This window comes from Variovorax sp. GW823-FHT04B03 (genome assembly GCF_058796495.1).
Window position 1 is genome coordinate 452,900 of sequence record NZ_JBXAIT010000003.1, and the last position, 19,040, is coordinate 471,939.

General features: G+C 68.7%; 18 protein-coding genes. 8 read left to right on the forward strand and 10 right to left on the reverse strand.

Annotation, left to right across the window (positions count from 1 at the left end; all coding sequences use genetic code 11):
• Nucleotides 1-52 precede the first annotated feature (52 nt).
• The 5 genes from AC1RAD_RS15270 to AC1RAD_RS15290 all read left to right on the forward strand — a co-directional run bounded on the left by AC1RAD_RS15270 (nt 53) and on the right by AC1RAD_RS15290 (nt 6,963).
• Complete coding sequence (locus AC1RAD_RS15270; RefSeq protein WP_492735684.1) at nt 53-931, forward strand: bile acid:sodium symporter family protein; 879 nt, start codon at nt 53-55, stop codon at nt 929-931.
• Between the two features lie 7 nt (nt 932-938).
• On the forward strand, nt 939-1,865 hold the full coding sequence (locus AC1RAD_RS15275) for a LysR family transcriptional regulator (protein ID WP_492735686.1): 927 nt from the start codon (nt 939-941) through the stop codon (nt 1,863-1,865).
• 77 nt (nt 1,866-1,942) lie between these two features.
• The gene (tcuA, locus tag AC1RAD_RS15280; protein ID WP_492735688.1) at nt 1,943-3,370 is read left to right on the forward strand and encodes an FAD-dependent tricarballylate dehydrogenase TcuA; all 1,428 of its coding nucleotides are present in this window, start codon (nt 1,943-1,945) and stop codon (nt 3,368-3,370) included.
• Nucleotides 3,354-4,583, forward strand: a complete 1,230-nt coding sequence (gene tcuB / locus AC1RAD_RS15285; protein ID WP_492735690.1) for a tricarballylate utilization 4Fe-4S protein TcuB — start codon at nt 3,354-3,356, stop codon at nt 4,581-4,583. Before tcuA ends, tcuB begins: the two co-directional genes overlap by 17 nt.
• Nucleotides 4,584-4,683: 100 nt before the next feature.
• Nucleotides 4,684-6,963 carry a glycoside hydrolase family 3 N-terminal domain-containing protein gene (locus tag AC1RAD_RS15290; protein WP_492735692.1) on the forward strand — a complete coding sequence of 760 codons (2,280 nt, stop codon included), beginning with the start codon at nt 4,684-4,686 and terminating at the stop codon, nt 6,961-6,963.
• A 276-nt stretch (nt 6,964-7,239) separates the two neighbouring features.
• Here AC1RAD_RS15290 and AC1RAD_RS15295 read toward each other — a convergent pair whose 3' ends face one another.
• The 6 genes from AC1RAD_RS15295 to AC1RAD_RS15320 form a co-directional block, all read right to left on the reverse strand.
• Nucleotides 7,240-8,655: a YadA family autotransporter adhesin gene (locus AC1RAD_RS15295; RefSeq protein WP_492735694.1), complete on the reverse strand. Its 1,416-nt coding sequence runs from the start codon at nt 8,653-8,655 to the stop codon at nt 7,240-7,242.
• Between the two features lie 5 nt (nt 8,656-8,660).
• Complete coding sequence (locus AC1RAD_RS15300) at nt 8,661-10,913, reverse strand: phosphocholine-specific phospholipase C (protein ID WP_492735696.1); 2,253 nt, start codon at nt 10,911-10,913, stop codon at nt 8,661-8,663.
• A gap of 69 nt (nt 10,914-10,982) precedes the next feature.
• On the reverse strand, nt 10,983-11,171 hold the full coding sequence (locus AC1RAD_RS15305) for a hypothetical protein (protein WP_492735698.1): 189 nt from the start codon (nt 11,169-11,171) through the stop codon (nt 10,983-10,985).
• A 147-nt stretch (nt 11,172-11,318) separates the two neighbouring features.
• Entirely contained in the window at nt 11,319-12,317 is a 999-nt protein-coding gene (gene phnE, locus AC1RAD_RS15310) for a phosphonate ABC transporter, permease protein PhnE (RefSeq protein ID WP_492735700.1), read from the reverse strand.
• The gene (gene phnC / locus AC1RAD_RS15315; RefSeq protein ID WP_139706723.1) at nt 12,314-13,114 is read right to left on the reverse strand and encodes a phosphonate ABC transporter ATP-binding protein; all 801 of its coding nucleotides are present in this window, start codon (nt 13,112-13,114) and stop codon (nt 12,314-12,316) included. Before phnC ends, phnE begins: the two co-directional genes overlap by 4 nt.
• Nucleotides 13,115-13,122: 8 nt before the next feature.
• A complete protein-coding gene (locus AC1RAD_RS15320; RefSeq protein ID WP_492735702.1) occupies nt 13,123-14,058 on the reverse strand; it encodes a phosphate/phosphite/phosphonate ABC transporter substrate-binding protein in 936 nt (311 codons plus the stop codon).
• A 188-nt stretch (nt 14,059-14,246) separates the two neighbouring features.
• Here AC1RAD_RS15320 and AC1RAD_RS15325 point away from each other — a divergent pair, with 188 nt between their 5' ends.
• Nucleotides 14,247-15,113, forward strand: coding sequence for an HAD-IIA family hydrolase (locus tag AC1RAD_RS15325; protein WP_492735704.1), 867 nt, complete (start codon nt 14,247-14,249; stop codon nt 15,111-15,113).
• Here the strand turns inward: AC1RAD_RS15325 and AC1RAD_RS15330 are convergent.
• Nucleotides 15,050-15,979: a MurR/RpiR family transcriptional regulator gene (locus AC1RAD_RS15330; protein ID WP_492678533.1), complete on the reverse strand. Its 930-nt coding sequence runs from the start codon at nt 15,977-15,979 to the stop codon at nt 15,050-15,052. The genes AC1RAD_RS15325 and AC1RAD_RS15330 overlap by 64 nt on opposite strands.
• A 134-nt stretch (nt 15,980-16,113) precedes the next feature.
• Between AC1RAD_RS15330 and AC1RAD_RS15335 the strand changes: the two genes are divergently transcribed.
• Nucleotides 16,114-16,422, forward strand: a complete 309-nt coding sequence (locus tag AC1RAD_RS15335) for a hypothetical protein (RefSeq protein WP_492735705.1) — start codon at nt 16,114-16,116, stop codon at nt 16,420-16,422.
• Entirely contained in the window at nt 16,419-16,772 is a 354-nt protein-coding gene (locus AC1RAD_RS15340; protein ID WP_492735707.1) for a VOC family protein, read from the forward strand. Before AC1RAD_RS15335 ends, AC1RAD_RS15340 begins: the two co-directional genes overlap by 4 nt.
• A gap of 90 nt (nt 16,773-16,862) precedes the next feature.
• Here AC1RAD_RS15340 and AC1RAD_RS15345 read toward each other — a convergent pair whose 3' ends face one another.
• The 3 genes from AC1RAD_RS15345 to fmdA form a co-directional block, all read right to left on the reverse strand.
• On the reverse strand, nt 16,863-17,213 hold the full coding sequence (locus AC1RAD_RS15345) for a hypothetical protein (protein WP_056582144.1): 351 nt from the start codon (nt 17,211-17,213) through the stop codon (nt 16,863-16,865).
• 231 nt (nt 17,214-17,444) lie between these two features.
• Nucleotides 17,445-17,789, reverse strand: coding sequence for a zinc ribbon domain-containing protein (locus tag AC1RAD_RS15350; protein ID WP_095947570.1), 345 nt, complete (start codon nt 17,787-17,789; stop codon nt 17,445-17,447).
• 4 nt (nt 17,790-17,793) lie between these two features.
• Nucleotides 17,794-19,026 carry a formamidase gene (fmdA, locus tag AC1RAD_RS15355; RefSeq protein WP_307693859.1) on the reverse strand — a complete coding sequence of 411 codons (1,233 nt, stop codon included), beginning with the start codon at nt 19,024-19,026 and terminating at the stop codon, nt 17,794-17,796.
• Nucleotides 19,027-19,040: the final 14 nt, after the last annotated feature.

The following is a 19,040-nucleotide window of genomic DNA, read 5'->3' on the forward strand; positions in this document are numbered from 1 at the left end:
GTGCCGGCAGCCATTTTTTTAAGCAGAAGAACCCAAGAGGAGACACCACCGCATGGACACCACGCTCATCGTGACCCGGTTCCTGTTCGGCGCGCTCGCGCTCGTGATGTTCGGGCTGGGGCTGTCGCTCTCGCTCGAGGACTTCCGGCGTCTGTTCAAGCACCCGAAGGCCGTCACCATCGCGCTCGTGCTGCAGGTCATCGGCCTGCCGCTGGCCTGCTACGCGATCATCGTGGGCTTCGGCCTGTCGCCGGTGTTCGCCATCGGGCTCATGCTGCTGGCGGCCTCGCCGGGCGGCATCTCGGCCAACCTGTTCTCGCACCTGTTCGGCGGCAACGTGGCGATGAACATCTCGCTCACGGCCGTGAACACGCTGCTGTCGATCGTCACGCTACCGCTCATCGCCAACTGGGCCATCGGCCACTTCGCGCAGAGCGGCCAGGTGGTGCCGCTGCAGACGCGCAAGCTGGTCGAGGTGATCGCCATCGTGCTGGTGCCGGTGGCGATCGGCATGGTGGTCGCGTCGCGAAAGCCCGGCTTCGCGGCGCGCATGGAAAAGCCGACCAAGATCTTCAGCGCCGTGGTGCTCGCGGTGGTCACGGTGCTCGCCATTGCCAACGAGTGGAAGAACATCACCACCACCTTTGCCGAGATCGGCGTGCCGGTGCTGCTGTTCAACCTCGTGAGCCTGCTGGCCGGCTACTACCTGAGCCGCGCCGCCGGCCTGGACAAGCCGCTGGCCACCGCCATCAGCTACGAGATCGGCATCCACAACTCCACGCTGGCCATCTTCATCGCGGTGAGCGTGCTGGGGAGCTTTCCGCTCGCGCTGCCGGCCGCCATCTACTCGGTCGTGATGTACATCACCGCCCCACTGTTCGGATGGCTGTTGCTGCGGCGCGGCCAGCCCGCCGCCGTGGCTGCGCCATGATGCGCGGATGGAACTGCGACAACTGCGCTACTTCGTCAAGGTCTGCGAACTGCGCAGCATGGGCCGCGCAGCGGTGGAGCTGGGGGTGGTCACCTCGGCGCTGAGCCAGCAGATCAGCCGGCTCGAAAGCGAACTCTCGACCCGGCTGCTGCGCCGCCACTCGACCGGCGTCATGCCCACCGACGCCGGCCTGGCCTTCCTGCACCAGGCGCAGCTCACCTTGCGCCACGCCGACGATGCCGTGCGCGCGGCGCAGCAGGCACGCCTGTCGGGCCATGTGAGCGTGGGCCTGGCGCCCACCACCGCCACCGTGCTGGGCGTGCCGCTGATGCAGGCCATGCAGGCGCGCTACCCCGAGGTGCGGCTGCACATGGTCGAGGCGCTGTCGGGCCACCTCACGACCATGCTGCACGCGCGCCAGCTCGACCTGGCCGTGCTGTTCCAGACCGACACGCCACGGCGCTGGAGCGTGTCGCCGCTGCTGGCCGAAAAGCTCTTCGTGATCGCGTCGCCCGCACTCACGCCGCGCCCCACGGGCAAGAAGGTGCGCCTGTCGCAGCTGGCCGAGGTGCCGCTGATCCTGCCCAGCGGCAGCCACGGCCTGCGCGCCACGCTGATGGCGGCCTTTGCGCGGGCGCGCGTGGCGCCGCGCATCGTGGCCGAGGTCGACGGCCTGGCGCTGCTGATGGATGCGGTGCGTGCCGGCCACGGCGCCACCATCCAGCCCGGCGCCGCCACCGCGCGGCACGACCGCGACGACCTCGAGCTCACGCAGATTTCGGACGCGCACGTGGGGCGCCGCAACCTGCTCGTGAGCCTGTCGGACGACGAGCTCTCGCCCGCCGCGCTGGCCGCGCGCGTGGTGGTGGCCGAAACGGCGCGCACACTGGTCAGCGAAGGCCGCTGGGCCGGTGCAAGTCTTCTCGAAAGCTGAACACCTGTTGCCTCGATCGGTCTTTCGCGTGAAGGCCGCGCTGCCTAAAGTCTCCTGCATTCCAAGGAGACCCACGAGTGATAGACGTACTGGTTGTCGGTGGCGGCAATGCCGCGCTGTGCGCCGCGCTGATGGCGCGCGAGGCCGGCGCTTCGGTGCTGCTGCTGGAAGCCTCGCCCAAGGAGTGGCGCGGCGGCAATTCGCAGCACACCCGCAACCTGCGCTGCATGCACGACGCGCCGCAGGACGTGCTGGTCGAGGCCTACCCTGAAGAGGAGTACTGGCAAGACCTCTTGAAGGTGACCGGCGGCCTCACCGACGAGCGCCTCGCGCGCCTCGTGATCCGCGCCTCGTCGAACTGCCGCGACTGGATGCGCCGCCACGGCGTGCGCTTCCAGCCGCCGCTGTCGGGTGCACTGCATGTGGCGCGCACCAACGCCTTCTTCATGGGCGGCGGCAAGGCGCTCGTCAACGCCTACTACCGCAGCGCCGAAGCGCTCGGCGTGCAGGTCCGCTACGACACGCCCGTCGCTTCGGTCGAACTCGACGGCGAGCGCTTCGTGGCCGTGCGCACCGAGACTGGCGAGCGCATCGCGGCGAAGAGCTGCGTGCTGGCCTCGGGCGGCTTCGAATCGAACCGCGAATGGCTGCGCGAAGCGTGGGGCCGGAACGAGCGCGGCGAATGGCCGGCCGACAACTTCCTCATCCGCGGCACGCGCTTCAACCAGGGCGTGCTGCTGAAACACATAATCGCCGCGGGCGCCGACCCCATCGGCGATCCGTCGCAGGGCCACATGGTGGCCATCGACGCGCGCGCACCGCTGTACGACGGCGGCATCTGCACGCGCATCGACTGCGTGTCGCTCGGCGTGGTGGTGAACCGCGAGGCGCAGCGCTTCTACGACGAGGGCGAGGACTTCTGGCCCAAGCGCTATGCGATCTGGGGCCGGCTCGTGGCGCAGCAGCCGGGGCAGATCGCGTGGTCGGTCATCGACCAGCAAGCGGTCGGGCGCTTCATGCCGCCGGTGTTTCCCGGCACGCAGGCCGGCTCGCTCGGCGAGCTGGCACAGAAGATCGGGCTGGACGAAGCCACCTTCGTACGCACCGTGCAGGACTACAACGCCGCCTGCCGCGTCGGCCGCTTCGATCACACCGCGCTGGACGACTGCCACACCGAAGGCCTCGCGCCCGCCAAGACGCACTGGGCGCGCCCCATCAACACGGCGCCCTTCCATGCGTATCCGCTGCGCCCCGGCATCACCTTCACCTACCTCGGCCTGAAGGTGGACGAGACCGCCGCCGTGCGCTTCGGCGGACGGCCGAGCCCCAACCTCTTCGTGGCCGGCGAAATGATGGCCGGCAACGTTCTTGGCAAGGGCTACACGGCCGGCGTGGGCATGAGCATCGGCACGGCCTTCGGCCGCATCGCCGGCACGCAGGCAGCGAAGGCCGCCAAGAACATTTCGAAGAATTCCCCGGAGGCCGCCCTTGCAGCAGCTCACTGACCTCGTCGCACGCGCCCGTGCGGATGCCGATGGCATCGGCAGCAACCCGTCGCGCGTCATCCCGATCCAGCCCGCCCTGCCGTTGACCGCCTCCGAAGGCGAAGTCGCGCGCATCCTGCAGATCTGCAACGCCTGCCGCTACTGCGAGGGCTTCTGCGCCGTGTTCCCCGCCATGACGCGCCGGCTCGAGTTCGGCAAGGCCGACACGCACTACCTCGCCAACCTGTGCCACAACTGCGGCGCCTGCCTGCATGCCTGCCAGTACGCACCGCCGCACGAATTCGCCGTGAACGTGCCGCAGGCGATGGCGCAGGTGCGCCTGCAGACCTACCACGACTACGCCTGGCCGCCCGCGATGGGCGCGCTCTACAAGCGGGCCGGGCTCACCGTCGCATTGGCACTGGCGGGCGGGCTCGCGCTGTTCCTCGTGCTGGCCGTGGCGATGTCGGGTTCGCTCGTGCACGCGCCGCTCGCGGGCAACTTCTACGCGATCTTTCCGCATAACTTCCTCGCGCTGGTGTTCGGCGCGGTGTTCCTGTTCGTGATGTTCGCGCTGGCCATGGGCACGCGCCGCTTCTGGCGCGAGGTCTCGCCCGCGAACGATCCCGGCAACGCGCCCGACCTGCCGGGTGTGCGCCGCGCAGCGAGCGCCGAAGCCGCGCACGACGCGCTGCGCCTGAAGTATCTCGATGGCGGCCATGGCGAAGGCTGCAACAACGCCGACGACCGCTTCACGCTCTGGCGCCGGCGCTTCCATCACTTCACCTTCTACGGCTTCATGCTGTGCTTCGCCTCCACCTGCGTGGCAACGCTCTACCACTACCTGTTCGACCTGCACGCGCCCTATGCGCTCACGAGTGCGCCCGTGCTGCTGGGCACCACGGGCGGCATCGGCCTCGTGATCGGCCCCGTCGGCCTGCTGTGGCTCAACCTGCGGCGCCATGCCGCGCACGGCGACGTGGCGCAGCGGCCGATGGACCGCGGCTTCATCGCGCTGCTGTTGCTCACGAGCCTCACGGGCCTGGCCCTGCTCGCGTGGCGCGACACGCGCTTCATGGCGCTGCTGCTGGCGGTTCACCTGGGCGTGGTGATGGCGCTCTTTCTCACGCTGCCCTACGGCAAGTTCGCGCACGGCATCTTCCGCTGCGCGGCGCTCCTGAAGTTCGCGATGGAGAAGCGACTGCCCAGCCGGTTGCGACTGGGCGCGGACTGACCGGCAGGGCCTGAAGGGGCCAAGGTCGGACAAGGCCCTACGCCCAGGGCGGAAACCCGCTGGCCGGGGCCGGCGGGGGTTATCTGCAGAATAGGCGGCCATGCATGTTCGAAAAGCCGCCGTTCTCGCCCTCGTCCTGTCCGCCCTCTCCCTCCCCGCCATCGCGGCGTCCGTTCCGAAAAGCCTCCAGTCCTCCGACGCAGCCGACGCCCGCATCGAATCGCTGATCGCGCGCATGACGCTGCAGGAAAAGGCCGGCCAGCTCAGCCTCTACGGCCCGGCCGACATCAACACGCCGAACAACCCGCAGGCCGGCTGGCGCAACGGGCAGCAGGAGACCGAGGACGTGCGCAACGGGCGGCTCACGGGCCTGTTCAACAACGCCGGCCTCGAGGGCAAGCGGCGGCTGCAGCAGGTGGCGGTGCGCGAGTCGCGGCTGGGCATTCCGCTGATCTTCGGCGCCGACGTGATCCACGGCTTTCGCACGATCTTCCCGATGCCGCTGGCCGAGGCCTCGAGCTGGGAGCCCGCGCTGGCCGAGCGCACCGCGCGCGCGGCGGCGGTCGAGGCCACGGCCGATGGCTTTCGCTGGACCTTCGCGCCCATGGTCGACATCGCGCGCGACGCGCGCTGGGGCCGCGGCCTCGAAGGCGTGGGCGAAGACCCGTACCTCGCACGCCAGTTCGCGGCGGCGCGCGTGCGCGGCTTCCAGGGCAGCAGCCTCGCGAACGCCGATTCGATGCTGGCCACGCCCAAGCACTTCGCGGCCTACGGCGCAGCCGAGGGCGGGCTCGACTACAACACGAGCGAAATCTCCGAGCGCACGCTGCGCGAGGTCTACCTGCCGCCGTTTCGCGCAGCGCTCGATGCGGGCGCGCTGTCGGTCATGAGCGCCTTCAACGAGATCGGCGGCGTGCCTTCGACCGCCAACCCCGCGCTGCTCACCGGCGTGCTGCGCGACGAGTGGAAGTTCAAGGGCTTCGTGGTGTCGGACTACACGGCCGACGAGGAGCTCATCGAACACGGCCACGCCGCCAACGGCCGCGAGGCCGCCAAGCTGGCCTTCATGGCCGGCACCGACGTGAGCATGCAAAGCGGCCTGTACATCCGCCACCTGCCCGACCTCGTGGCCTCGGGCGAGGTGCCGATGGCGCGGCTCGACGAGGCGGTGCGGCGCGTGCTGCGGGTCAAGCTCAAGCTCGGCCTCTTCGACGACCCGATGCGCGGCCTCGACGGCCCGCCGGCCGCGCAGCGCGTGGAGAACCCCGAGTTCATCGCGCTGGCCCGCGAGAGCGCGCGCCGTTCCATCGTGATGCTGAAGAACGAGGGCCAGCTGCTGCCGCTCGCGAAAACCGGCCCGCAGAAGATCGCGCTGATCGGCCCCTTCGCCGAAGGCACGAAGGACCTGATGGGCTCCTGGAGCCTGTTCCCGGGCCAGTCCGCGCCCGTGGGCATCGACGAAGGCCTGCGTGCTGCGCTGGGCACCGAGGCCTCGCGATTGACCGTCACGCGCGGTGCGAACGTCGAGTCGCCGCTGCCCGGCGGCATCGAGGCCGCCGTGGCCGCCGCGCGCGACGCCGACGTGGTGGTGCTGGCCATCGGCGAGAGCCAGAAGATGTCGGGCGAGTCGCGCTCGCGCAGCGACATCGGCCTGCCGCAGGCGCAGCAGGACCTGGCCGAGGCCGTGGCCGCCACGGGCAAGCCGGTGGTCGTGCTGCTGAGCAACGGCCGCGCGATGGCGCTCAAGGGCGCGGTGCGCAATGCGCGCGCCATCCTCGTGACCTGGTTCCTCGGCGTGCAGACCGGCCACGCGATCGCCGACGTGGTGTTCGGCGACGCCAACCCCTCGGGCCGCCTGCCCGTGAGCTTTCCGCAGACTGCGGGCCAGGTGCCCTACTACTACGCCCACAAGCGCACCGGCCGCCCGTCGCCCGAGAGCGCGCCGGGCACGGCCTTCAAGACCCGCTACCTGGACGCGACGAACGAGGCGCTGTACCCCTTCGGTTTCGGCATCGGCTATGCGCCGGTGCGCTACGACCAGGTCGAGCTGAGCACCGACCGCCTCGCCATGGGCCAGACGCTGCGTGTGCGCGCCACCGTCACGAACACGGGGACGCGCGAGGCGGAAGAAGTGGTGCAGCTGTACCTGGCGCAGCGCGCTGCGAGCGTGACGCGGCCGGTGCGCGAGCTGAAGAACTTCCGCAAGGTGCGGATTGCGCCGGGGGCATCGGAGGTGGTCGAGTTCGCGGTCGGCAATGACGATCTGCAGTTTCTGGGGCGGGACATGAAGCCTGTTGTTGAACCGGGTGAGTTCGATCTGTGGGTTGCGCCTTCGGCTGCTGACGGGATTCGCAAGCGCTTCGTGTTGACGCGGGAGTGAGTTTCTTCAGGGCGCGTGCACAGGCCACCGGGTACTTCCCTCCGCGAATGTCCCCCGGGGCTGCGCCCCTCCTCCTTGATTTCGCTGCGGGAAGCACCCAGTGTCCTGCGCACACCGAGCGCGGTCGTGGTGCTGGCCGATCAACGACCGCACTGAGGACGATCACGTCGATGGGGTGCCTTGCGCAGCGAAATCAAGGAGGAGCCCGAAGGGCGGGGGACATTCGCGGAGCAAGGCACCCCATCGGCGGGATCGTCGCCCTGAGCATTCAAAAGCTCAGTCGAACACCCCCGTGAACGCCACCCGGCTAACTACGCCCGAACTGCTCGCACCCACACCCAGCGTCACGCTGTAGCGCCCATCCTGCGAGGTCCGACGGATCGATCCCCCCATCGCGCTTTCGCTTCGGAAATTGCCCAAGCCCACGGCGTAGCTGATCTTCCCAGGCACGACCGGCGCTGCCTCCATGGCGGCAACGCCTGCAATGCCCGCATAGGCACGCCGCGCGTTCTCGTCCATCTGGCTTTGCAGGCGCGCGGCCGTGAAGTCGGTGTAGGCCTTGCCCAGCGGCAGGCCCTGCGCGGCGACGCTGTCGGTGTAGGCGTTGGCGGTGCTCACGCCCTGCTGCACCATGCCTTGCACCTGGCCCACGTTGGTCGCGTCGTCGGGCGCGCTGCCGGGCGCCACGCCGGTGAGCTGGCGGTTGCCGAGCGCCACTTCGCCGGTCGACGACTGCAACCCGCCCATGCCCACGGCCACGTAGTTCGACTGCGCGCCACGCGTGGTCGTGCTGCCCGCACCGAGCGCCACGCTGTTGGCATGCGAGGCCGATGCGTTGCTGCCCAAGGCAATGGCGTTGTCGGCGCTCGCGCGCGCCGCGCTGCCCAGCGAGATCGCCTGGTTCGCGTTGACGTACACGCCGGCGTCGGCACCGATGGCGATGTTGCCGCTGCCCATGACGTTCTGGCCTGCGCCGCTGCCCTGCGCGATGTTGTGGCTGCCCACCACGCCCTGGCCGGCCGCCGTGCCCAGCGCCAGGTTCTGGTTGCCCTGCACGCCGCCGCCCGCAGCCTGGCCCATGGCCACGTTGTTGCTGCCCGCCACCTGCGCGCCGGCCATCTGCCCCGAGGCCTGGTTGCCCGAGCCGGTGACGCCGCTGCCCGCGCCCTGCCCCGTGGCGAGGTTGTTGCTGCCGGTCACGTTGCGGCCCGCATCGCCGCCGTAGGCCTGGTTGGCGTTGCCGGTCACGTTGCGCCCGGCGTTGCTGCCGTAGGCCTCGTTGCCGTTGCCCTTCACGTCGGTGCCGGCCCAGAAGCCGACGGCGTTGTTGTAGTCGCCGGTCACGTTCTGGCCCGCGCTGCGGCCCATCGACTGGTTCCAGCCGCCGACCACGTTGGTGCCCGCGTAGTAGCCGATGGCCTGGTTGGCGTTCTTGCCCGACACGCCGGTGCCAGCGCCCTCGCCGATGGCCAGGTTCCAGTTGGTGCTGACGTTGTTGCCCGCGCCCTTGCCGAAGGCCAGGTCGTTGCTGCCCGTGACGCCGGTGGCGCCGGCCTTGTCGCCGATGCCCAGGTTGCCCTTGGCCGGGTCCCAGGTGATCGGCTGGGCCGCGGCGATGCCCATGCCGGCGGCCGAGCCGAGGGCCACTGCCAGTCCGAGCAGGGTGTGCGTGCTGTTGTTCGTGCGCTTCATGATGCTCAGGCCTTCAGGTGCAGGGCCATGGCCGGATCGCTGACGCCGGGCTTGCCGGTCTCGACGCGGCCCGCGAAGCGGCGCTCGGTGTGCCCGGCCGTGACGGTGAAGTCGTACCAGTAGCCGCTCTTGTCCAGGCTCCAGTGCAGCATGCCGGTGGCGCCCGGCGCGACCTCGAGCGTCCAGGGGCCGTCGTTGCGGTACGCGTTGGCCGTCACCGTGACCTTGCCCGCCGCCTTGCCGCTGTTGTGCACCTTCAGGTAGACCTGCCCGTCGATCGGTTCGTAGCAGACCTGCACCTCGGGCTTGAAGCCGGCGGTGTCGAAGGCCAGTGCATCGCCCTGGAAGCTGCGCACGTAGCCGTTGGTGCTGTAGACCCACAGGTCGTACTTGCCGCTGTCGCTGGCGCCGGTGTTCCAGTAGTCGGCCAGCTGCTTGCCGGCCTCGACCGTGTAGCGGCGCGGAATACGGTCCAGGTGCAGCTTGTCGTACACATGGAACACGGCGCCCTGCGTGCCGGAGTTCGCGAACACCAGTTGCACGAGGCCGCGCGGCTCGACGCGCGCGCTGGTGTGCAGCTCGTAGGGCAGCGCGCGCGAGAAGCGCGTGCCGGTCTCCTGGTACAGCGGCTGCGGCGTGGCGGGGGCGTTCCTCACGGGGGCCGTGGGCAGCAGCCGCTGCGCCGCATTGATCGCGGGGAAGTTGCTCGTGTCGGGCAGCTTGGGAACGACCGGATCGTTCGGGCTCACGAAGTCGAAGCAGGTGGTGAGGTCGCCGCATACGGCACGGTGCCACGGGCTGATCGCGTCCACCGTGATGTCGAAGCGCTTCTCGAGGAAGCGGCCCACCGAGGTGTGGTCGAACACCTGCGAGTTGACCCAGCCGCCCTTGCTCCACGGCGACACCACGTACATCGGCACGCGCGAACTCAGGCCCCAGGGGCGGATCTTGCCGGTGGTGGTGTTGTCGGCGGCGGCCAGGTAGCTGCCCACCGAGGCGTCGAAGTACTCGCCCTCCAGCGGCACGGTCGACTTGCCCATGAGCGTGCCGTTGGCGTCGTACGAAGGCACGGCCGGCATGGCCAGGTGGTCGAAGAAGCCGTCGTTCTCGTCGAAGGTCACGAACAGCGCGGTCTTGCTCCACACCGCCGGGTTGGACGTGAGCGCGTCCAGCACGTCGGCGATGAAGTCGGCCGCGCCGGCCGTGCCTTCGCTGCTGCCGGGGTGCTCGGCCAGCGCCTGCGTGGGCAGCACCCACGAGACGTCCGGCAATTTGCCCGTCATCACGTCCTGCTTGAGCTGGGCCAGGAAGTTGGTGGCGCCGTCGGCCGTGTCGGGGCCACCCGTGAGGCCGTGCTCATAGATCGGCGAGCCCGGCTGCGCGGTGCGGAAGCTCTCGAAGGCCAGGCAGCCGTGCATGGCGCCCGTCCAGTTGTTGTTCATGTTCTGGTAGATGTGCCAGCTGACGCCCTTCTTCTCCAGCAGGTCGGGCAGCGTGTCCCATTTGAAGGCGTTGTTGACGTACTTGTAGTTGTAGTCGCCCGTGATCGGGTCTTTCTGGCCGGAGCCGTCGGCCTCCTGCGGGCGGTTCGCCACCCAGTTGGACGGCTTGGGCCAGCAGCGCGAGTTCACAGGTTCGGAGTCGGTGTCGGTGCTGTTGATGCCCTTCTTGCGCAGCTCCGGGTTGAAGTTGGAGCCCGACCAGAACACGATGCGGTTCGGGTCGGTGCCGGTGAGGATGGAGCAGTGGTAGCCATCGCACACCGTGAAGGCATCGGCCAGCGCGAACTGGAACGGGATGTCCTCGCGCAGGTAGTAGCCCATCGTGGCCTGGTTCTTGAACTGGATCCAGCGGTCCATCTTTCCCTGGTTCCAGGCGGCTTGCTGGTCGGGGAAGTTGTGCGGCGTGCCCGAGCCGATCAGCGCATTGGCGATCGTCGAGTCGCGGCGGAACGGCGGAATCTCCGCGCCGCCCGCGGGGTTCGACTGGAAGTACACCGACTTGCCGTTGGCCAGCGGAATCGGAAAGCGGTCGCCGAAACCGCGCACGCCGCGCAAGGTGCCGAAGTAGTGGTCGAAGCTGCGGTTCTCCTGCATCAGGATCACGACGTGCTTGATGTCCTTGATGGTGCCGGTGTCGACCGCGGCCTCGACGGCGAGCGCCTTGCGGATCGTGGGCGGCAGCAGGGTCAGGGCCGAGGCCGCGCCGACGGCGCCGGCCGACTTGCGGAAGAAATCGCGACGGTTGGAGGGGTTCATGGGGAGTCTTTCAACGCGAGGACAAAAACAGAAGAAATGGAAGGCGTGTGGATGAAGGCGGCGCGCGGCTCAGGGCGCGCACTTCAGCGCCGGCGTCGGGGCGGGTGGCTCCGGCGTGGTGGTCGGGGGCGTGGGGCCGGTGGGCGGCAGCACCGGCAAGCCGCCGCCACCACCGCTTCCGCCGCCGCATGCGGCGAGGCTCAGGCACAGGAGAAAGCCCGCCGCAGCGAGGCCATACCGGGAAGAACGTGAGGTCATGAAGGTGTCCTTTTCTGGATCGAAGGGGCGTGGAAGGAAAAGCAGGGCGAAGCCGGGCCGTGCAGGCCTCGAAGGGCTTGCACCGGAACGGGAAGAAACGGAATGAAGTCGGGTGCCCGAAGTGGGCGCAGGGGTGGGTGTCAGCGCTCAGGCATAGCGGCTGCGCAGCCGGGCTGCGACCCTGTCGAGCACGAGCACCGTGAGGAAGATCGCGATCAGGATCGTTCCGACGTGTGCGTAGTTGTACATGTCGTAGCGGCCCTTCAGCTCCTGGCCGATGCCGCCCGCGCCCACCAGCCCCACCACGGTGGCCATGCGCACGTTGCGGTCGAGGATGTACAGCGTGTAGGCGATGAACTGCGGCATCACCTGCGGCAGCACCGCGAAGCGCATCACCTTCAACTTGCTGGCGCCGATGGCGCGCAGCGCCTCCTGCGGCTTGTCGTCGGCGGTCTCGATGTCTTCGGCGTAGAACTTGCCGAGGAAGCCCGCCGAATGCAGCGCCAGTGCCAGCACGCCGGCGATGGGACCGAAGCCGTAGGCGAGCACCAGGAACAGCGCGCTCACCAGTTCGGGCACCGCGCGGAACATGCCGACCACGCCACGCGCCAGCGTGTAGACGGCGCGGTTCGGCGTGTAGTTCTTCGCGCTGCACCAGGCCAGCGGCGCGCTCAGCACGATGGCCAGCAGCGTCGCCCAGATAGCGATCTCGAAGGTCTCGAGCATCTTCACCGCCACGTGCCAGAGGTAGCCGAAGGGCTCGACCAGCACCTCGCGCCGGTCGACCATCTCTTCCATCTGCAGCGTCTGCGGGTTGAGCTTGGGCTGGCGCGACTCCTCGGTTTCGACATGCGAGAACCACGGCAGCCGCTCGCGGTCGAAGCCCTCGATGCGCGACACCTCGGTGCGCTCCGACACCTGCGGCGGAAAGAGCGACTTGGCGATGGTGCCCAGGCCCGACAGCACCTGCGACTGCTCGCGCAGGCCGACGGCCGCGAGCACGCCCTCGCCCGTGAGCGACAGCATGCGGCCCATTTCGACGCGCTGGCCGGCGAAGAAGCCGACCACCACCACGAGCAGCAGCACGGCGAGGCTGCGGGCGCCGAAGGGGCGCGGCAGGTCCCAGGCGGATGCGGGGCGGCTCATGGCACCAGCTCCAGCGCGCCGGCATGCAGCGGCAACGGCGCTTCGGGCGCGGGCCGCGCGGGCGCCGGCGTGCGGCCATAGACCGCATCGAACACCTTCGGGTCGAAGGCCGCGGGCGCGCCGTCGAACACCACGGCGCCGTGGCGCAGCGCGACGATGCGGTCGGCGAACTCGCAGGCCAGCTCGATCTGGTGCAGGCTGCACAGCACCGTGGTGCCGCGCTCGCGCGCCTGCGTGCGCAGCAGCGACAGCACGTCGTGGCTGGTCTGCGGGTCGAGGCTGGCCACGGGCTCGTCGGCCAGCACCAGCGGCGGCTCGAGCATGAAGGCGCGCGCGATGCCCACGCGCTGCTGCTGTCCGCCCGAGAGCTCGCTCACGCGGCGCAGCAGGTGCTGCTCCTGCAGCCCGACCGATTCGATCAGCGCGCAGGCCTTGGCACGCTGCGCGTCGGTGAACAGCCCGAGCAGCGCGCGCCACGTCGGCACCGCGGGCAGCGCGCCGGCCAGCACGTTGTCGGCCACCGTGGAACGCAGCACCAGGTTGAACTGCTGGTGGATCATGCCGATGCGCGGGCGGATGCGGGCCAGCGAGTGGGCGGCAATCTGCACGCCCTCGACCTGCACCGCGCCCTGCGTGGGTTTGACCAGCCCGTTGGCCATGCGCAGCAGCGTCGACTTGCCCGCGCCCGAGGCGCCCAGCACCACGCAGAACTGCCCCGCCGGCACCTGCAGCGACACGCCGTCGAGCGCGCGCGTGCCGTCGGCGTAGTGCATGGCGACCGATTCGAAATTCAGCATGGCGACGCTCAACGCTCGGCGGACTTGGCGAGGATGCGGCCCTTGAGCTCGTCGGTCAGCAGGCCGAGCTTCTCGGCGGCGACGTTGAACTCGGCTTCCGAGAACTTGGTGTCGTAGCCGTCGATCTTGCCGCCGCCGTAGCCGCGGATCATGTCGGGCGTGACGCCGGGGGCCTTGTTCACGGTCTGGAAGGCGTCCTTGAGCTTCGCCTTCAGCGGCTCGGGCAGCTTCGAGTTGAGCGCCAGCGGCGGGTACGGAATGGGCATGCTGCGCGCCACCACCTTCACCGTCTTCGGGTCGACCACGCCCTGCTTCACGGCCTTCTCGTAGGAGTCGAACGAGAGCGAGGCCACGTCGACCTGGTCCTGCACCAACGCGGCCAGGCTGCTGGCGTGGCTGCCGGTCATGCGGATGGCGCCGAGGTCCTTGGCCGGGTCCATGCCGGCGTCCAGCAGCATCGCGACCTGGAAGGTGAAGCTCGAGGCCGAGTTGACGTCGCCGAAGGCCACGCGCTTGCCCTTGAGGTCCTTGACCGAGGCGATGGGCGCGTTGGCCTTGGCGAACATGCCCGCGTAGTACACCGAGGCGCCCTTCTCCACGCCCACGGCCAGGAGCTGCGCGCAGCCGCGCTTGTTCGCCTGCACGTACGACACGGGGCCGAAGAAGGCGATGTCGGCGAGCTGGTTGCACATGCCCTCCACCACCGCGCCGTACGACTGGCCGACCTTGAGGTCGAAGTTCAGGCCGGTGCTGCGCGTGATGGCGTTGAACACCGGCGCGTAGTCCGCCTTGGTGCCCGACTCGGTGCCGCCGTCGGCCGGGATCAGCAGCACGCGCAGCGGCCGCTCGCGCGAGCCGTCGGTCACCGATTGGGCCTGTGCCGCCAGCGGCAGCGCGGCAGTCAGCGAGAGGGCGGCGGCCGCAAGGGCCAGGAGCTTTTTCATGGTCGGTTCCTTCGTTTGGAAAGCGGTGGGCGTGCGGTTGCAACGCCCCGATGAAGAGAACTTTAGGAGCCGCAGATGACAGGGAAATGAAATAAGCTCATTTTAAAATTCAAATATCACTGAGCAATATTCAATAGAATCCGCCGCCACGGCCGAGCCCCTCAAGACGGCCCCACTCCCGGAGATCCATGAGCACGCATCACACGACAACAGGGACCACGAACGCAGGCGCCGTCCATGCGCTGGCGCAGGCCCGCCACCTGCTGGTCGACCTCGACGGCACGCTGGTGCGCCAGCAGGAAGCCATCGACGGCGCGGCCCGCCTGCTGGCGCACTTTCACGACCGCTACGCCATCGTGTCCAACAACTCCACGCACACGGCACAGGGCCTGTCGGTGCGGCTGCGCAAGCTGGGCCTGCGCGTGCCGCCCGAGCGCATCGTGCTGGCCGGCGAACTCGCGGTGCGCCAGCTGGCACAACAGCATCCGCAGGCGCGCGTGCTGCTGGCCGCCAGCCCTGCCCTGCAGCGCTATGCGCGCGCGCAGGGCTGCAGGCTGGTCTCAGCAGAGGCCGAGGCCGATGTCGTGCTGCTCGCGCTCGACATGCACTTCAGCCACGCGCGCCTGTCGGTCATCGCGAACGCACTGCGGCGCGGTGCCAGGCTGATGGTGACCAACGCCGACGCCACGCACCCGGGCCCGCACGGGCGCGTGGTGCCCGAGACCGGGGCGCTGCTCGCGGCCGTGGTCGCGGCCAGCGGCGTGCAGCCGTGGTGCGTGGTCGGCAAGCCCGCGCCGCTGCTGTTCGAGGAAGGCCTTCGCCGCCTTGGCGCGAGCGCCGGGCGCACGGTGGTGGTCGGCGACAACCCGCTGACCGACGGCGAAGGCGCCGCGCGGCTCGGCCTGGCTTGCGTGCTGGTGGGTGAATCGCCGGGGGCGGTGGCGCCCACGGTGGCCGGACTGCTCGCAGCGCCGCCGATGGAACCCGCGCCTCAGTACCGCTTGAGCGAGAGCACGTCGAAGGTCTGGCGCAGCGTGCGCACCGAGGTGTCGTAGTCCGACAGCGCCAGGCAGGCGATCAGCACGTCGATGATCGCCAGCTGCGCGAGCCGGCTCGTCATCGCCTCGGTGCGGAAGTTGGTTTCGCGCGCCATGGTGAACAGCAGCACGTCGGCAAAGGCCTGGATCGGCGACTTGCCGAAGTTGGTGATGCACACCGTGGCCGCGCCCGCCTCCTTCGCGAGGCGCGTGGCCGTCACCGTCTCGTGCGTGCTGCCCGAATGCGAAATCGTCAGCACCGCCGTCTTCGCATTCGTGAGCGAGGCGCTGATGGCCTGCACGTGCGAATCGACCACCACCTTGGCATTGAGGCCGATGCGCAGCATGCGGTAGTGCGCGTCCTCGGCGATGGTGGCCGAGCTGCCGATGCCGTAGATCTCGATGCGCTCGGCCTTGCGAAACAGCTGCACAGCACGCTCCATCGCCTTGGCGTCGAGCATCGACTGCGTGTCGTGCAGCGTCTGCACGTTGCTCTGGAAGATCTTGCGGATCACCGCGTCGGCCTTGTCCTGCGGGTCGAGGTCTTCGTGGATGAACTGCACCGGCCGCACGATCTCCTGCGCCAGCGCGATCTTGATCTGCTGGAAACCCGTGGCGCCGAGGTTCTTGCACAGGCCGACGATGCTGCCTTCGCTCGACCCGGTGCGCTCCGCCACCTCGCTCACCGACATGTGGACCACCTCGCGCGGGTTCTTCACGATGAAGTCGGCGATGCGCTGGCCCACGGGGCCCAGCGACGACCACAGGGTTTCGATACGCGCCAGCACGGCCGACACCGGAACGTCGGGTGCCTCGGCGGCGGGCGCCGCGGCAGCCTTGCCGCCGGTGGACTTGGACGTGCGGGGAGTGCTGTTGCGCTTCATGGGCCGCGAGCTTACCCGCCCTCGATGGCGGTTTCACGCACGCGGCTGGCCAGGCACGTGCTGGGTCTTCTATATTCGGCCGCTCCTCATTCGGAATTGGCTGCCTTGTGGTGACACCCGCCCCCTCATCTCTCATGACCACCGCCCTCCCCATCGACCGCCGGCTGCAACTCATCTCCGACACCCAGGTCGAGATCTACTGGTTCGCATCGAACGGATTCCTTCGCGCGGTGCTGGGCACGCACGATGGCCCGCAGTGCGCGCCGTCGTTTCGCTACCGGGTGCTTTCTGGCGACAGCATCGAGCTGATCGGCGCCGACGGCATCATCGACACGTGGACCCGCATCCGCATCGAAGGCGACCTGCTCCATGCCGAATCCGGCGGCAAGCCCAAGGCTTTCCGCATCGCACCCGAAGCCGTCGAAGAGAGTTCTAAGCAATGAAAGTCAAACGACTGGTCGCCAACTTCGCGACGCCGGATGTGGCACGCGCACAAGTCTTCTACGCCGACGTGCTCGGCCTCGACCTGCTGATGGACCACGGCTGGATACGCACCTACGGTTCGCAGGCCGAGATGAGCGTGCAGGTCAGCTTTGCGTCTGAAGGCGGTTCGGGCACGCCCGTGCCTGACCTTTCCATCGAAGTCGACGATGTCGACACGGCGCTTGCACGCATGCGGGCTGCCGGCTTTGCCATCGAATACGGCCCGGTCGACGAACCCTGGGGTGTACGCCGTTTCTATGTCCGCGATCCGTTCGGGAAGCTTGTCAACGTCCTTGCACACGCCGCCTGACGCGCGACGTCCCAACGAAAAAACGGGCCCCAAGGGCCCGTTCGTTCTTCAGGCAGCCGATGCAGGCACCGGCTTGCCACAGTCGCCTGATTACAGGCCAGCCTGGCGCGTGAACGACACGCTGGGCTTCTTGTAAGCAGCCGGCACTTCGTCGCGGTAGAACGCACGGCGATCGAGGCTGGCGAGCGGGTCGTGGGCCTTGGCGACGGCTTCAGCGCGGATCGTCGAGCGGTCGGCGGTCGAGGTGAAGGTCTGTGCGCCGGCGGTGGCGCCGTCGCTGTACTCGTTGCCGGCACGGGCGGCGGCCACGGCTTGCGACGCGACTTCCGAACGCGAGAGGGTCGAGTTCACGGTGTGCACGCCGTCATAGGTTTCGGCGTGGGCACCGGCAACAGCCAGGAGCGAGAGCGCAACGGCGGCGAGGGTCTTCGAGGCATTCATTTCAATCTCCTTCAGGTGGTGTGTCGATGGGATGAAGTTTGAGCCTGAAGCGCCCCAAAAAACGGCAGCAAAAGGAATCGCGGCGTTCACGGGATTGAAACAATCGCGCGCCGCCTGCGCATGCGATGCGGCGGCCGGAACCCTCTCCTCCAGAGGGAACGCACGAGAAAGTTCTCGCCTCCGTCATTCCTTGCATGCGTCTAGCGCATGCAAGGAATGCACGCCGAACCCTCAGTGCGAGATCATCCAGGGCCGCCGCGACGGGGCCGATTTCGCCCCGTTCGGCGCGGTCTGCGTGGCACTGCGCCGCGACGATCCCGAGCAGCAACCGCAGCCCGAGGGATGCCGCAGCCGCGCATAGTCGCGCGAGCTCGCGGGCTCGTGGCGCGCGCGTTCGTTGGTGGCCATTGCGTGCCGCGTGTCGGCCGCCATGAGCGCCAGGCGTGGCGCGGCCGTGAACACGCGCGGCGAGGCACTGCCGCAATCGGGGCAGGCGGCGGGCTCGTCGCGCTGGCCCGAAGGCCGCAGCGATTCGAAGCCGCCGCACTGCCCGCAGGCGTAGTCGTAGGTCGGCATGGCTTCAGCGCAGGTCGTGCGACAGCGGCATGTCGATGCTGCCGTCGATGAACTTCACCGGCCCCGACGCGTTCGGGTTGATGTCGAAGTCGAAGATGCCCGTGGGCAGCCACAGCGTGGCGCACGAGTTGGGCACGTCGACCACGCCGCTGATGTGGCCCTGCACAGGTGCCGTGCCCAGGATCGAATAGGCCTGCGCGCCCGAGTAGCCGAACTTCTTCAGGTACTCGATGGCGTTCAGGCACGCCTGGCGGTAGGCCACGTTCACGTCGAGGTAGTGCTGCTTGCCGCTCTCGTCGACCGAGATGCCTTCGAAGATCAGGTAGTCGTTGTACTGCGGCGTGATCGGGCTGGGCTTGAAGATCGGGTTCTTGATGCCGTACTTGGCCATGCCGCCCTTGATGAGCGTGACCTTCATGTGCACCCAGCCGGCCATCTCGATGGCGCCGCAGAAGGTGATCTCGCCGTCGCCCTGGCTGAAGTGCAGGTCGCCCACGCTCAGGCCCGCGCCGTCGACGTACACGGGGAAGAACACCTTGGAGCCGCGCGACAAATCCTTGATGTCGCAGTTGCCGCCGTGCTCACGCGGCGGCACGGTGCGCGCGCCCTCGGCGGCGGCCTTCGCCCTCGCCTCACCGGTCATCTTGCCCATGTGCGCAGTGCCGGCGAACGGCGGGTTGGCCAGGCCGGGCACGCGATCCGGGTCGGTGGCGATGAGCTTGCCTTCGCGCTCGTTCCACATGTCGAGCATGGGCTTGTCGGGCAGGCAGCCGATGAGGCCGGGGTGGATCAGGCCCGCGAAGTTCACGCCCGGGATGTGGCGCGAGCTCGTGAACATGCCCTTGAAATCCCAGATCGATTTCTGCGCTTCGGGAAAGTGATCGGTGAGGAAGCCGCCGCCGTTCTTCTTCGAGAAGAAACCGTTGAAGCCCCACAGGCTGTCCTGCTTGGCACCGATGTCCAGCAGGTCGACCACGAGCAGGTCACCCGGCTCGGCACCCTTCACGCCCACCGGGCCCGAGAGGTAGTGCACCGTGCTCAGGTCGATGTCGCGCACGTCGTCGGCGCTGTCGTTGTTCTTGATGAAGCCGCCGGTCCAGTCGAAGGTCTCGAGGATGAAGTCGTCGCCCGGGTTGACCCAGCAGGCCATCGGAATGTCCGGGTGCCAGCGGTTGTGGATGTTCTCGTTCTCCGTGGGCGGCTTGGTCAGGTCGACCTTGATCAGCGTGTCCGTCATGTGCAGTGGCTCCT